The 14382-nt window shown below is 67.7% G+C and carries 12 protein-coding genes; 3 read left to right on the top strand and 9 right to left on the bottom strand.

Features of this window, described 5'->3' with window-relative positions:
* Nucleotide 1 precedes the first annotated feature (1 nt).
* The 8 genes from ABZW16_RS23605 to ABZW16_RS23570 all read right to left on the bottom strand — a co-directional run bounded on the left by ABZW16_RS23605 (nt 2) and on the right by ABZW16_RS23570 (nt 11211).
* Entirely contained in the window at nt 2-1273 is a 1272-nt protein-coding gene (locus ABZW16_RS23605; RefSeq protein WP_354958129.1) for a HAMP domain-containing sensor histidine kinase, read from the bottom strand.
* Nucleotides 1270-1944, bottom strand: coding sequence for a response regulator transcription factor (locus ABZW16_RS23600; RefSeq protein WP_354958128.1), 675 nt, complete (start codon nt 1942-1944; stop codon nt 1270-1272). The genes ABZW16_RS23605 and ABZW16_RS23600 overlap by 4 nt, the downstream gene beginning before the upstream one ends.
* A gap of 91 nt (nt 1945-2035) precedes the next feature.
* The gene (locus tag ABZW16_RS23595; protein WP_354958127.1) at nt 2036-2257 is read right to left on the bottom strand and encodes a hypothetical protein; all 222 of its coding nucleotides are present in this window, start codon (nt 2255-2257) and stop codon (nt 2036-2038) included.
* Between the two features lie 94 nt (nt 2258-2351).
* Nucleotides 2352-2933, bottom strand: a complete 582-nt coding sequence (locus ABZW16_RS23590; RefSeq protein ID WP_354958144.1) for a TetR family transcriptional regulator — start codon at nt 2931-2933, stop codon at nt 2352-2354.
* Nucleotides 2934-2995: 62 nt separating this feature from the next.
* The gene (gene hpnE / locus ABZW16_RS23585; protein WP_354958143.1) at nt 2996-4360 is read right to left on the bottom strand and encodes a hydroxysqualene dehydroxylase HpnE; all 1365 of its coding nucleotides are present in this window, start codon (nt 4358-4360) and stop codon (nt 2996-2998) included.
* Between the two features lie 171 nt (nt 4361-4531).
* Nucleotides 4532-5098, bottom strand: coding sequence for a TetR/AcrR family transcriptional regulator (locus tag ABZW16_RS23580; protein ID WP_354958126.1), 567 nt, complete (start codon nt 5096-5098; stop codon nt 4532-4534).
* A 344-nt stretch (nt 5099-5442) separates the two neighbouring features.
* A complete protein-coding gene (locus ABZW16_RS23575) occupies nt 5443-6255 on the bottom strand; it encodes a DNA-formamidopyrimidine glycosylase family protein (protein WP_354958125.1) in 813 nt (270 codons plus the stop codon).
* A gap of 123 nt (nt 6256-6378) precedes the next feature.
* Nucleotides 6379-11211: an ATP-dependent helicase gene (locus tag ABZW16_RS23570; protein WP_354958124.1), complete on the bottom strand. Its 4833-nt coding sequence runs from the start codon at nt 11209-11211 to the stop codon at nt 6379-6381.
* A gap of 148 nt (nt 11212-11359) precedes the next feature.
* Between ABZW16_RS23570 and ABZW16_RS23565 the strand changes: the two genes are divergently transcribed.
* Complete coding sequence (locus tag ABZW16_RS23565; protein ID WP_354958123.1) at nt 11360-11905, top strand: histidine phosphatase family protein; 546 nt, start codon at nt 11360-11362, stop codon at nt 11903-11905.
* Here ABZW16_RS23565 and ABZW16_RS23560 read toward each other — a convergent pair.
* Nucleotides 11895-12524: a TetR/AcrR family transcriptional regulator gene (locus ABZW16_RS23560; RefSeq protein WP_354958122.1), complete on the bottom strand. Its 630-nt coding sequence runs from the start codon at nt 12522-12524 to the stop codon at nt 11895-11897. The two genes, ABZW16_RS23565 and ABZW16_RS23560, sit on opposite strands and share 11 nt — an antisense overlap.
* A gap of 69 nt (nt 12525-12593) precedes the next feature.
* Here ABZW16_RS23560 and ABZW16_RS23555 point away from each other — a divergent pair, with 69 nt between their 5' ends.
* Both ABZW16_RS23555 and ABZW16_RS23550 read left to right on the top strand, forming a co-directional pair.
* Nucleotides 12594-13541, top strand: coding sequence for a patatin-like phospholipase family protein (locus tag ABZW16_RS23555; RefSeq protein WP_354958120.1), 948 nt, complete (start codon nt 12594-12596; stop codon nt 13539-13541).
* Entirely contained in the window at nt 13538-14377 is an 840-nt protein-coding gene (locus ABZW16_RS23550) for an SDR family oxidoreductase (protein ID WP_354958119.1), read from the top strand. The genes ABZW16_RS23555 and ABZW16_RS23550 overlap by 4 nt, the downstream gene beginning before the upstream one ends.
* Nucleotides 14378-14382: the final 5 nt, after the last annotated feature.

The following is a 14382-nucleotide window of genomic DNA, read 5'->3' as shown; positions in this document are numbered from 1 at the left end:
ATTACCCGATCGGCGGTGGTGGAAGCACGATCGATGCGATGGTGCCGCCACCGGCGGCCGGTTCCATTGTCGCGGTGCCGCCGTGCAATTCGGCGATCCACGCCACCAGAGCCAATCCGATGCCGCTGCCGCGACCGGCGGTCACCCCGCGCTGGAACGGATTGCTCGACAGCTGTGGCGTCAGGCCCGCGCCGTGGTCGCGCACGCTGACGCGGCCGTCGGCCACATGCACCTCAACGGGCGCACCATGATTGACCGCGCCGTGGGTGATCGCGTTCTCGATGAGATTGCGCACCGCCAGGCTCAACAGATTCGGATCGCCGACCACCACAGTGGGATCGGCCCGCAGCACGATACCGGCCTTCGGGAACTCCTCGACCACCGATTCGGTGAGCTGATCCAGCAGCAGCTGCACCTGCTCCATGGTGGTGACGCCCGCCTGCATCCGGGCGCGCGCCAACAGTCCGGCGACGATCCGCTCCATCCGTGCGCCCAGCGCCCTGGCATCGACCAGCGCCCGCTCGACCTCATGCGGATTGCGACGGCGCGGCGCGGTGACCAATCCGAGAGTCGTGAGCGGTGTCCGCAATTCGTGCGCGGCGTCGCCGAGGAAGCGCTCCTGCTCTTCGAGCATGACGATGGCCTGGCGCATGCTCCGACTCGCGAGCAGATGTCCGGCCACCGCGGACAGTGCGACCAGCGTGAGCCCGCCGACAACGAGCCCCCAGATCAGCAGGGCCCGATCACGGTCGAACATACCGGGATTCGTGCCCGCGATGACGACCGCCTTGGTCTTGGAGTCCTCCCACGTGATCGGTGTCGCCGCGATCCGGACCGGGCGACCGGCACCGTCGTATCCATCGCGGAAGATGGTTTCATCGGCCAGGTCGGCATCATCGGCGAGTCCCGCGGCACCGTCGTCCTTGGGCAGCCAGGAGCGCAGATGTGCGAAGTCCTCCTGCCACTTGCCATCGCCCGGCGAACTGAGCACCAGCACCGCCATCTCACCATTGGCGAGTGCGTCGTTCTCGAGCTGGCTCACATCGATGGTTTCCTCGCCCTCGGGCAGGTTGACGGCGCGGACGAGCCCGCTCACCACCCGGTCGAGGGAATCATCGAGGGCGCTCGCGCGTGAGCGGGCGTCGATAGTCGCCGCGACAATGCCGAGAATGATCAGACAGGTCGCGGTGATCGCGGTGATCAGCGCGGTGAGCTGCCAGCGGGTGCGGCGCAGCCGGGCCACGGCGGGGCGGGCGTCCGCCGTGGAGATCAAGGTGCGAATGGGTCACTTCCGATCATGAAGCCGGTGCCGCGCACGGTTTCGATGACCGGCGGCGCGCCGAGCTTGCGGCGCAGTTGCGCGACCACGGCGTCGACGACATTCGATGCGGGTTCGGCCATTTCGTCCCAGCAGCATTCGATCAGCTCCGAGCGCGAGACGACGTTGCCGGCCCGGGTGGCGAGCAGTTCGAGGACGGCGAATTCCTTCGGCGTCAGCGAGCGCAGGATGCCCGCGCGCTGCACCCGACGGCGCGGCAGGTCGATATCTATATCGCCGAGCAGGATCCGGGCCGGTGCCGGATGCTCGCGCCGCCGCGACAGCGCCCGGACCCGCGCCGCTAGTTCGGGCAGTGCGAAGGGTTTGACGAGATAGTCGTCGGCGCCGCTGTCGAATCCGGCGATGCGATCGGCCAGTGCGTCGCGGGCGGTGAGCATCAGCACCGGAACCCGCTGGCCCCTGGCGCGATGCGCCGAAACCAATTGCAGGCCATCGCCGTCGGGCAGGCCACGATCGACGACGAGGACGTCATAGACATTGACGGAGATCTTGAAATCCGCATCCGCGAGGTTGGGTGCGAGGTCGACCGCGAAACCGGCCGATCGCAGTCCCGCGGCGACTTCGTTGCCAAGACCCGCATCATCCTCGATCACCAGCACCCGCACGAGGTCCGAGAATAAGGTACTGCGCACTCCGTGCGCAGGCCGGAGTCCAAGTGGCCGACCCCCTGCCGGCCACTCGATCCGCAAGTGGTGCTCAGTAGGTGTAGAGATCCCAGCCGTCGGCGACCTCGCGGCACTCCCACTGGGTGCCACCGGTCTTCGGCGAATTCCCGTCGGCGGCGCAGGCATCGTAGGTCGCGTAGTTGCCGATGAAGGGGGTGTGCATCGGGGTCGGCGCGGCCGAGGCAACACCGGCGCCCGCGGCGACGGCACCGAGGGCGAACATTCCGGCGGCGATTGCGGAGCGGATCTTCATGGTCGTTTCCTCTCGTTCTCGCGGGTCGTTCCCGCGCTGGAACAAGAAAACCAATGCGTCCATGAGAATTTCGTGATGTAGGTGAAACCGCAGTTCAGTGCGTATCTTTCGGTGCCTCGACGTGAATCGCCCACCAGACGAGGGACCGAATATAGTGCAGCACAAGCTCATCCGGATATTGCTGCGCATCGGCCAGGTGCAGTCGGGCCAGCTCCTCCAATGCCGCGAGCAGGATGCGCTCGGTCGCGCCGTTCGGATCGACCGTGACCCCGGCATAGCGCGACAGCTGGCGCGCGCCGATGGCCCGCGCATAGGCCCGGCCGAGTTCGAGCCGGTCGCGCAGATCGGGTGGTCCGCCGTCGGGTGGGCTGAGAATGATCCGCCAACTGGTCGGCGCGGTGTGCAGATAGGCGAGGATGCCGCGGCCGAGCTCATCGACGTCGTCGGCGGTACCGGTCCGATCGACACTGCCGATGCCGGCGAGTGCAATCGCCGATTCCCGATCCACCAGGGCGGTCATCAGCCCGGACAGATCGGTGAACTGCTGATACACAAGGGCTCTCGCGACCTGTGCCTCGCGCGCGACCCGTTCGATGCTCACCGCGCCGAAGCCTTCGGCGGCGACGATATCGCGCGCCACGTCCAGTAGCTGTGCGCGCCGGTCGGCCGCGGACATGCGGCGCTTGGGCGTGGTGCATGGCTTCGCGCTGGGGTGCTCGGACGTCGAGCGCTCCGTGGTCACGGCACTGACGGTAGCGCAAGCAGCAGATCCACCGCCTTGGCGGCGCTCTGCACCGCGCTCTCCATGGTGGCCGACCAGTCGGTCGCGGTCCAGTCACCGGCCAGTACCAGCGTCGGTATCGAGGTGCGCTGGTCCGGGCGCAGGCCGTGGGTGCCGACTACCTGCGAGAAGGTTGCTTTCGGCAGCCGAACCACGTGTCCCTGAACGACCTTCGCGTTTTCCGCGGCGGGGTAGTAGTGGCGCAGCAGCCGCATCTGCTCGTCGAGGATCTCCTCGGTGGTCTTGTGGATCTGTTCGTAGGCACCGCTGGTGGTCAGGCAGTACAGCCAGGCCCGCTCGGTGCTGCGGCCGGTCATCAACTGCCGGTCGAAGACCTCGTCGATAATGCCGGTGCCGCCGATCAGCGCCTCGAATTCGGCCTTGGTGCCGAGCGGACGGTCCAGGTAGAGGTTGGTGCTGACAATCGGCGTGTAGCCCAATTTGTCCGCGGCGGCGTAGATTTCGGCATGTTCGGGCAGTTCGTCGAGAAGTCCGCCGATATTCGAATTCGGCACCGCGCAGACGACGGCATCGGCCGGGACGACCGATCCGTCGGCGAGTACCACCCCGGTCACTGCGCCATTGTCGATATTGATGCGGCGAGCCACCGCGCGGTGGCGGACCTCGACACCGAATTTCTCGAAAACCCTTTGGGCGCCGCTGATGAAGAGCGTATCGAGGTCGGTGGTCGGGTAGCCGATGGTGACCGCCCTGCGGTGTTCGATCCCGAGCCGGATGCCGGTTGCCAGCAAATCGGCGAGGATCTTGGCCGATTCCTGCTGCACCGGCTCGGCCGCGAGACCGAGAGCGAGCCAGTCCCACAACGCTTCTCGCGCCGCGGCGGGCATACCCACCCGGTTGAACCACTGTTCGGTGGTGAGGTCGGCCAGGTCGGCGGGCTGGTGCAGGCTCTGCCAGCCCAGTCGCACGGTGGCGCGGGCCGCGCGCAGCCGATCGAGCAGGCTCGCGTCGGGATGTGCGCCGAACAGGGTGCGCCATGCGCCCCAGCCCTTGGTCGACATGAACACGCTGCGCCCGCCGGGCCAGCGCAGCGTCCCACCGTGCGGGAAGGCGACGTGCTCGCGGGTGCCGACACTGGTCAGATAGCGGAACAGATGCTCATAACCGCTGGCGATCACGTGTTGGCCGTTATCGGGGAGGTCGTCGACCGCGTCGACCTTCATCGCATGCGTCCGGCCGCCCAGCCTGCCACGACGTTCCAACAGGATGACCTGCTTGCCCGCCTCGGCCAGCCAGACCGCGGATGCGAGTCCGGCCAGGCCGCCACCGATGACCACGTACTGCCGCGGATCCTGCACGATGCCCTCCCAATTAACTTACACTTTGCAAGTTAACCGGGAGTGCTTGGGCCGTCAAGGGTTTCGGGGTCTTCTAAACGACAACCTGCTCCAGGGCGTGGAATTCGATCGAGCTGTGCGCGGAGAACACCGTGACCTCATCGCCGTGGTCGCGCACGAGGTGGTGCACTCGCATCAGGAAAGCTCCTGTTCGAAGGTGGTGCGCAGATGAGCGGCGACCGCCCGCAGCGGGGCGGAATCGCGCTGGGTCTTGGCGAGCAGCAGGGCGCCCTCGATCATGGCGAGGGCGACGGTGGACAATTCCGTGGCGCGCGGCCGGTCGATCCCCTTGTCCCGCAGGAACTTTTCGATCGACACCCGCCAGGATTCGAAACCGGTGACGCAGGCCTGCCTGATCGGTTCGCTCGCGCGTCCGGCGTCGAGTGCGATGGTCGCGATCGGGCAGCCGCGTTCGAAGTCGGAATCGACCAGCGGTGCGGTCAGGGCGTCGAAGACGGCATTGATATCACCGCCATTGGCGAGGATCGCGTCGAGTTGGTCGTGCAGTTGTTTGCCCGACTGGGCGAGGGCCTCCGCGGCGAGCTGTTCCTTGCCGCCCGGAAAGTGGAAATACAGCGAGCCCTTGGGTGCGCCGCCCGCGCTGACGAGTTGATTCAAGCCGGTGGCGTGATAGCCCTGGGTATGGAAGAGGTCGGCCGCGGCATCGATGAAGCGTTGGCGCGAGTCGGTGCGAGGTGCCACCTGCCTTACGGTACGTTAACTATGACGACCGGTCTAGTGAGCTCTGGAAACTGACGCACCGTCGATGTGGTGGGTGGTGTTGGTTGCGGGGTGCTCGCGTCGCCGACGGGTGAAAATGCGTGCAGGAGTAGATAACTGAAAACCGCGGTCGCGGCGATGGTGAGCAGCGCGGTGAACAGCCGACTGGCAATCGCGATCGCGCGACGCGCGTCCGTGCCCATTGCTATCACTCTTGCCAGCTCCTCGTTGCTTGTCCGTGTTCCAAGGTGCTAGTCGTTGAAAATTGGACAAGTGTTAGCAACTGAATGGCAAATGAATCTGCTGACTCTTGTGTGCGACGGCGCTCAGGTGGGTTCGGGCTGGCACCGCGGGCAGAAGTAGATGCCGCGCTCGCGCTGGATGATGCGGTCGGACTGGGTGATCCGTGCGGTTCGACCGGGCTTGGGCTCGGCTTCGGGTTCGCCGAGCAGATGGACGACCATGCGGGTGCCGCAACGCTGGCACGGGCGGCGGGCCCGGCCGTATGCCAGTGGCCGCCATGGCGGTTCGGTGGCGGCCTTGGTGAGTACGCGATGCGCCTCGTGCACCAGTGCGAGCAGGTCAGGGACCGCGCCGACCGGGGTGGTCGGGTGCACGCGGCGCAGGAAACAGATCTCGCTGCGGTAGATATTGCCGATGCCGGCCAGATTGCGCTGGTCGAGCAGGGCAAGGCCGATCGGCTGGGCCGGATACCGGGACAGCCGCCGCACCGCCTCGGTCACATCCCAGTTGTCGCCGAGCAGGTCCGGACCGAGATGGTCGGTGGCGGTGTGTTCGTCCGCGCGCCGCAGTACCTCGACGGTACCGAGCGAAAAGCCCACCGCCTCGGTGTCGTCGGTGCCGAGCACCAGCCGGGCGGTGACCGGCGGTCGCGTCCACCGCTCACCGGCGCAGTAGGTCCGCCACTCGCCCTCCATCTTCAGGTGGGTGTGCACGCTGACCTCGTCGGTTCTGACGAAAAGATGTTTGCCATAGCTGGCGACACCATCGACCCGCTGTCCGACCAGATCCACCGTGGCATAGCGCGGCACCCGGAAGTCGCTGCGGATCAGCGTCTTTCCCGCCAATGCGAGCCGCAGTCGGGCCGCGGTCAGGAAAACGGTGTCGCCTTCAGGCATGGTTCGACCATAGGCCGGTCGGGATCGAACGGATCATCGTCGGCTCCGTACAGGTCCGCTCGCGGCCGCGTCGGGTCCTGCATCGCCGCGGAGTCCGGGGCCGTGCGGTGGTCCCCCGTCGGGTCACGGCTTGCTCCGTAGTCGCAGGCCGCGCGGAGTCGTCGAGAATCCGGCCTCGGTCAGGAAACCGGCGAAGGTATTGCCGTGCACCGTTTCTCCGTCGACTCGGTCGATCACCAAGGAGTCGACGCGGCGGTCGCGCACCAGATCGGCCAGCGCGGTCGCCGCGGCTTGGCGAGTGTTCGGGTCCTCGGTGAAGGTGAGCAGGGTTTTGCCGCCGCGCTCCAGGTACAGCGCCAGTTCGCCGTCGATGAGTACGACTATCGCGCCCGCCTTGCGTCCGGGGCGGTGGCCAGCGCCCTCGGACGGACCCTTCGGCCAGGGGAGTGCAGCGCCGTAGGGGTTCGCGGGGTCGCTGGCGGCCAAGGCGAATGCGGTGCTTCGGCGTGGTCTGCTGGTGACCTGGCGGGCGCGATCGGTATCGAAGGAGCGCAGCCGGTCCACCACATCGGTGGTGGAGAACTGGGCGCCGCCGAGCGAATCGACGAAATAGCCACGGCGGCACCGGCCGCGATCCTCGAATTCGGTGAGCACGCGGTACATCAGCGCGAAGCCGCCGGGCACGCCCTCGTTCTGCACCGAGCCGCGGGTCAGCACGCCGTATCGCTCCAGCAGGGTGTCGGCGGTCGCGTGAGCGCGCAGGGTGTTGTCGGCCACCCGTTCCGGTAGTAGCGACCAGCGGCCCGCCACCGCGGGTGGTCCCGACCTGGTCGGCAGGTTCGGCCGCGGCAGATACGCCCGTCCGCGCGGTGCCCGCCGCGGCGTGCGATGGGCGGTTGTGGTCCGTGCCGTACCCGAGAGCAGCGCACGCACGGGTGCGAATGTGTCACCGGAGACGACGCCCGCCCAGACGAGCTCCCACAGCGCGGCCGCGACCTGTGGGTCGTCGAGTAGTCCGGTGGCGTCGGCGAGCTGCCGGAAGAAGTACGCGCCGCCGCCGTGCAGGACCGGTGGAAGTCGCGGTGGCGCACCGCCTCGGCCCGCCGGGCGGTCCGGCTCCGCGGAAACTCCCGGTGCCGCCTCATCATCCAGCGATACGACCTGGTCGGTGCCCGATCCTGGTGCATCGAGCGGTCTCTGCCCATCGGAATCGATGGGAGTCCATGGCGTGATCGATGCCCCCAATGCGCTGAGCAGGCGCAGGTGTACCTCGGACAGCTCGATCTCGTCGGCGGGGGTCAGGGTGAACGGTGCCTGATCGGCCATATGCAGTGCGATCCAGCCGTCCTTCGCGGTAATGGCACCGTGTCCGGACCAGATGACCTCGCCGGTGGCCATCAGTTCGTCCAGCATGGCGGGGGAGTAGTCGCGGACCCGGGCGGGCAGTACGAGCGACTCCCACGCGGAGGCGGGAATCGGCACTCCCGCAAGCTGTTCCACCACGGCCGCGACCCCGTCGACGCCGCGCAGTTCACCGGTGCCGATGTGCTGCCAGGCGGGCAGGAAGCGGCCGAAGGCGGCGGTGGCGACCGGCTCCACCTCGTGCCGGGCGGCCGCGAGCGAGCGGCGGCGCAACCGGCGCAGCACCTGTGCGTCACACCACTCCGAACCGCTGGCAGCAGGGGTGAATTCGCCTTCTACCACACGTTTTTCAATGACCAGCCGATGCAGCGCGGTCGCGGCGACCGCGGTGCCGAGGCCGAAGCGGGCGGCCACCGCCTCGGTGGTGAACGGTCCATGGGTGCGGGCGTAGCGCCCGATCAGATCGCCGAGCGGGTCGGCGACCGGTTCGATGAAGGCGGCCGGGGTGCCGATCGGCAGCGGTACGCCGAGCGCATCGCGCAGGCGTGCGGCGTCCTCCACCGCCACCCACCAGGTTCGACCGGCGAAGGTAACCTCCAGCGCGCGCTTGGCCTGCAGCAGGCTGGCGAACCATTCGGGCGCGTCACCATGCGGTGCGACAGTGGGCCCGGCCTCGCTCGGCTCGTCATCGTCGAGCGCAACGGCAGCCGCCGCACCGACACACCGCAGCGTGGCCTCCTCGGCGGTGAGCGGTCCGAGCAGCCGCAGCAGATCGGCCAGTCCCTCCGCATCCCGCGCCTGCCGTTCGGGGGTGAGCCGCTGCAACTCCTGCTCGGTCTGCTCGATAACGCTGGCGTCCAACAGTTCTCGCAGCTCCACCCGGCCGAGCAGTTCGGCGAGCAGACTCGAATCCAGTGACAGCGCGGCGGCCCGGCGCTCGGCCAGCGGACTGTCACCGTCGTACATGAACTGCCCGATGTAGTCGAACAGCAGGGAATTGGCAAAGGGCGAGGGTGTCGCGGTTTCCACCTCGATTAGTCGCACCTGACGCCGCGCCACCCGCCCGAGCAGATCCCGCAGTGACGGCAGATCGTAGACGTCACGGAGACATTCGCGCACCGTCTCCAACAGGATCGGAAAGTCCGGGAACTTCCGAGCCACATCGAGCAACTGCGCCGACCGCTGCCGCTGCTGCCACAATGGCGCGCGCTTACCGGGATCGCGCCGGGGCAGCAGCAGCGCCCGCGCCGCGCACTCCCGGAACCGCGACGCGAACAGTGCCGACCCGCCGACCTGCTCGGTGACGATCTCGTCGATCTCATCGGGATCGAAGACGAACAGTTCCGCACCTGGCGGATCGTCGGTGGTATCGGGCAGCCGTACCACAATGCCGTCATCGGAGGCGTTGGGCGACACATCGACCCCGAACCGCTCCCGCAACCGCGCCCCGATCGCCAATGCCAATGGCGCGTGCACCGGCAGCCCGTAGGGCGAATGCAATACCAGCCGCCAGTCGCCGAGTTCGTCACGGAACCGCTCGACGATCAGCGTCTTGTCGGTGGGCAATTGGCCGGTGGCCGTGCGCTGCTCGTCGAGCAGGGCCACCAGGTTGACGGTCGCATTGTCGTCGAGGCCCGCACCGCGGATGAGCTCGTCGGTCACCGGGTCGGCTGACGTCGTCCGGGCGCTCTTCTTTCCGTTGCCCCTGGTTCCGGGATCCGAATCCGGATCGGACTCGATTCGCCGCGGCGCGGGTGCACCGGCCTTGCGGATGAATTCGCCGAGTGCGGCGCCGAGTTCGGCGGGGCGTCCGAGTCCGTCGCCGTGCCAGAACGGCAACCGTCCCGGCTGCCCGAACGCGGGCGTGACCAGCACCCGGTCGAAGGTGATCTCCTCGATGCGCCAGCTGGTCGCGCCGAGCGCGAAAACATCGCCCACCCGCGATTCGTACACCATCTCCTCATCGAGTTCACCCACCCGCGAGGCCTTTTCGCCGACCATGTAGACCGCGAACAGCCCACGGTCCGGAATCGCGCCGCCGGAAGTCACCGCCAGTCGTTGCGCTCCGGGCCGACCGGTGAGCGTGCCCGCGTCGCGGTCCCACACCAGCCGCGGCCGCAGCTCGGCGAACTCATCCGACGGATAGCGACCGGCGAGCAGATCGAGTACCGACTCGTACGCCGACCGGGGCAGTGCGGCGTAACTGCCGGTGCCGCGCACGGTTTCGAACCACGCGTCGACATCGATCGGTTCGAGCGCACAGGCCGCGACGGTCTGCTGGGCCAGAATGTCCAAGGGATGCGCCGGAATCTGCAGCGCCTCGATCTGCCCCGCCGTCATCCGCTGCGAGGCGACCGCGCAATGGATGACATCGGTGCGATGCTTCGGGAACAGCACTCCGCGCGAGATCTCGCCGACCTGGTGTCCGGCCCGCCCGACCCGCTGCAATCCGCTGGCCACCGACGGCGGCGCCTCCACCTGCACCACCAAATCGACCGCGCCCATATCGATGCCGAGTTCGAGACTGCTGGTGGCCACCACGCAGCGCAGCCGTCCGATCTTGAGATCGTCCTCGATGATCGCCCGCTGCTCCTTGCTCACCGAACCGTGGTGCGCGCGGGCCAGCAGCGGTTCCGCGCCATGGATCACTTCGGTGGACGCACCCAGCTGGGCAGGCGGTTTGTGGTCCAAGTCGACCGCATCGCCGAGCCGAGCCGCGTAGGCCTCGTTGAGCCGCGCAGTCAGCCGCTCGGCGAGCCTGCGTGAGTTCGCGAAGACGATCGAAGACCGGTGTTGCAGTACCAGATCCACGATCGCCTCGTCCACATGCGGCCAGATCGAGCCGGGCTGATCGGAGTCGCCCGGCTCGGTCATATCCGCGATCGGCACACGCACGGACAGATCGAAGGTCTTGGGCGCGGGCGGCGAGACAATGGTGATGGGCGCATTTCCCACCAGGAATCGTCCGACCTCCTCGGGCGGCCGCACCGTCGCGGAGAGGCCGATCCGCTGGGCGGGCCGCTCGGTCAGCAGATCCAACCGGGCCAGCGACAGCGCCAGATGCGCACCGCGTTTACCACCCGCAATGGCATGCACCTCGTCCACGATGACCGTGCCGACCTCGCGCAGCGTCTCCTTGGCCGCCGAGGTGAGCATGAGGAACAGCGATTCGGGCGTGGTGATCAGAATGTCGGGCGGTGTGCGCTGCATCGATCGCCGATCCGCCGCACTGGTATCGCCGGAGCGGACACCGACGCTGATCGCGGGCGGATCCAGCCCCAGCCGTTTGGCGGTCTGGGTGACCCCGACCAGGGGTGCCCGCAGATTTCGCTCGACATCCACCGCCAGTGCCTTGAGCGGTGACACATAGAGCACCGAGGTGCCGCGCGTCGTCTTCCCCTCCGGCTTCGCCCTGGTTGCCAGCTGATCGATGGCCCACAGAAATGCCGACAGCGTCTTACCCGAACCGGTCGGTGCGACGACCAACGTGTGTTCACCTGCGGCAATGGCTTTCCACGCGCCGAGCTGGGCGGCCGTCGGCGCGGGAAAGGCGCCGTCGAACCACTCCTGGGTCGCGGTGGAGAACTGAGCCATAGCATCAGTGTGCACCTGGGCACCGACAGCCCGGCGGGCGCTGGTGAAACGCTCGAGTTCGGCAAATGGCCCGCGGCGGCAGGAGAGTCCGAGCGAAGGGTTGGCAATCGAAGTACGACCACCACTGCCGCGCCGTACGCTTCCAACCGTGCAGAAGGTGCTCAGACTCGACCTGGTCAGCCATGGTATGACCGAGGCGATGCGAAAGGCACGTTTTCCAGTCGACGAGTCGCTGACCGAGGCCGGTCGCCGAGCAATCGCGGCAAGTGGGCGCCTGACCGCGGCTCGAGTACTCACCGGACCCGAGCGCAGAGCCGTGGAAACCGCTGCGCTGATGGGACTTCCGGGCGAGGAGGACACTCGACTACGCGATCTGGACGCGGGCGCGTGGCGCGGAGGTGAGTTGATGTCGGTGCCGCAGGACGAGCTGTACGCCTGGCTGACCGACCCGCAATTCCGTGGCCACGGCGGCGAATCCGTGATCGATGTGGTCGAGCGGACCCGGTACTGGATGGCCGAAATCGCTTCCGAGGGCATGTCGACCATCGCGGTCACCCACCCGGCGGTAATCCGTGCGGCGCTGTTGGTGACCCTGGACGCGCCGCCGAAATCGTTCTGGCGGATCGACATTCCGCCGGGCAGCGTCACCCGGCTGCACTACCGCGGCGAATGGACGTTGCACTTCACGGCGTGAGATTCGTACTCATCCCGCGCAGCGGTCCCGCACCGACCGTCACGAGCAGCCGTACCGCGTCGGTGATCAGCCGAGCGGGTATCGAAGGATCAACGGCCCGTTGCATGCCCAGGCCGATCCCCATGCTCAGGACCGCGGTCGCGGCATCTTCGGCGGGCATCGGCAGTGGGATTGCGATCGTGTCCGAGAGTGTCTGCAGCTGTGCCGCGACGGCCCCGCGCATCATGGCGAGGCTGGAGACCAGTGCGGCCTGCAGTTCCGGATCGTCGCGGGCAACGGTGGCGAATTCGAATTCGAGCAGGGTCCAGCCGACGTCGCCGATGGTCCGCTCGGCCCATTCGTGGAACCGCGCCAGCTGATCGTCCAAGGTCTCGCCCGCCGCGAGCAGATCGGTCACCTCGCCGAATTTCGTCGCGTGGATCAGGGCCAGTACCTCCAGGCACAGCTCCTTCTTGGTGCGGAAATTCGAGTAGACCGCACCCTTCGAATAGCCCGCCTCCTCGGCGACGCGCTCGAGGCTGGTCTTGGCATAGCCCTCGGCCAGGAAGAGGTCGCGTGCGGTCGCGATCAGGTCGGCCCTGGTGCGGGCCTGACTTTCGGACCGGGTCAGACGTGCCATATCGGTGATTCTACGTACCGATAGATTTCAGATACTGAAGGTATTTGAATTCTGCTAGTGTTTGGAACCATGGGTAACAAGAACGGGTCGCAGCGGCGCGGCCTGGCTATCGGCTGCGGTGGCACGCTGGGGTTCGCCTGGATCGTCGCCGCGCTGGCCGCCACCCGCGACGTGCTGGACTGGGATCCGCGCGAGGCGGATGTGCTGATCGGCACGTCCGCGGGTGCGGAGACGGTCACCATGCTCGGCAGCGGCATCGCGGTGGATGAACTCGTCGCGATGCAGCGCGGGACGTCGGCGAATCCGGTTCTGCTCGCGCATATGCGGGCCGAGCCCGGACGGTTCCCACCGCTGCCCCGGCCGCGGCCGGGTGAGTTGGGCCTGAGCTTGCGTGCGCCGAAGACCGGACAGCGATTGCTGACCGCGGGCAGCGGGCTGCTGCCGGTGGGCGGTGGCGATGCGAGTTGGCTGCAGCACCTGGCGGATCGGCTGAATCCGGGCCGGTCCTGGGTATCCCATCCCGCCACGTGGCTGGTGAGCATGGATTACGCGACGGGAGCACGGGTTCCGTTCGGCGCACCCGATGCGCCACCGGCCGACCTGGGTGCGGCGCTGCGCGCGTCCTGGGCGGTGCCCGGCTGGTTCCCGCCCGTATCGATCGCGGGGCGACGCTTCGTCGACGGCGGCGCCGGATCGACCGCATCGGTGGATCTGCTCGCGGCACAACAACTCGATGAGGTGCTGGTGCTCGCGCCGATGGCCTCCGTCGACAAGGTTCCCGCGACCGGTCCCGGCCATTTCCTGGAACGGCAGCTGCGCAATCGGATGAGCGCCCAGCTCGCGGCCGAGGTTGCTGTGCTGCGCGCGGCCGGCACCCGCGTGCTGGTAATCGGCGCCACCGCGGCCGATCTCGCGGTGATGGGCCCCAACTTCATGGACGCCCGTCGCCGCCTCGCGACATTCGAACACAGTCTGCACAGCACCCGAACGGCGCTGGAACAAGGAGAATTCGCATGAAAATCCTCGGTCACGGTTATCCGGATATCGATCTGAAGGGCGCGCGAGTACTGATCACCGGCGCGGGCCGCGGCATCGGCCGGTCGACCGCGGAGCTGTTCGCGGACGCGGGCGCTCAGGTCGCGATCGCCGATGTGGACACCGCCGCGGCGGAATCCACCGCGGCTGCGATCGGCGCACGCGCATACGAGCTCGACGTGCGTGCCCGCGATCGATGGGACAAGGTTGTCGCCGACTTCGGTGTGGTGGACGTGCTCGTCAATAATGCGGGTGTCATGCCAGCGGGCGCGTTCCTCGACGAACCCGATGCGGTCGGCCACGCCACCTTCGATATCAATGTCTGGGGCCTCATCCACGGCATGCGCGCCGTGGTGCCCGGCATGATCGAGCGCCGCCGCGGCCACGTCGTCAATGTCGCCTCGCTTGCGGGCAAGGTGCCGGTGCCCGGCCTCGCCGTCTACAACGCCAGCAAGTTCGCCGCCGTTGGCCTGTCCGCCGCAACCCGTTTGGAGTTCGCGCCGCAGGGCGTCAGCGTCAGCTGCGTCATGCCATCGGCGGTACGCACCCGCCTCTCCTCGGGCCTGACCCTCGGCAAGGGCATGCCCACCGTCGACCCGGAAGACGTCGCCGCGGCCGTCCTGCAAACCTGCCACACCCGCAAGGCCGAGGTAGCCGTCCCGAACTACCTTGCCCCCATCGACATAGCCCTGGCCGCCGCTCCTGAACGCGCGGTCCGCCTGGTACGCAGGCTCTTCGACGGCGACCGCGCCCTGCACCCCGCCGATGGCGAAACCCGCGCGAAGTACGAACAGCAGGTTCGTTCGATCATCGAATAACCAGC

Origin of the sequence: Nocardia sp. NPDC004604 (assembly GCF_040609795.1) — a bacterium.
Lineage (GTDB): Bacteria > Actinomycetota > Actinomycetes > Mycobacteriales > Mycobacteriaceae > Nocardia.
The sequence above is the reverse complement of the archived record's forward strand: the minus strand, read 5'-3'. Positions and strand labels throughout refer to the sequence as shown.

Bases quoted from the DNA above. Each gene is read 5' to 3' on its own strand.
- ABZW16_RS23595 (WP_354958127.1), bottom strand. From the start codon at position 2,257: ATGAAGATCCGCTCCGCAATCGCCGCCGGAATGTTCGCCCTCGGTGCC.
- ABZW16_RS23590 (WP_354958144.1), bottom strand. From the start codon at position 2,933: ATGTCCGCGGCCGACCGGCGCGCACAGCTACTGGACGTGGCGCGCGAT.
- ABZW16_RS23575 (WP_354958125.1), bottom strand. From the start codon at position 6,255: ATGCCTGAAGGCGACACCGTTTTCCTGACCGCGGCCCGACTGCGGCTC.
- ABZW16_RS23570 (WP_354958124.1), bottom strand. From the start codon at position 11,211: ATGGCTCAGTTCTCCACCGCGACCCAGGAGTGGTTCGACGGCGCCTTT.
- ABZW16_RS23560 (WP_354958122.1), bottom strand. From the start codon at position 12,524: ATGGCACGTCTGACCCGGTCCGAAAGTCAGGCCCGCACCAGGGCCGAC.
- ABZW16_RS23555 (WP_354958120.1), top strand. From the start codon at position 12,594: ATGGGTAACAAGAACGGGTCGCAGCGGCGCGGCCTGGCTATCGGCTGC.
- ABZW16_RS23550 (WP_354958119.1), top strand. From the start codon at position 13,538: ATGAAAATCCTCGGTCACGGTTATCCGGATATCGATCTGAAGGGCGCG.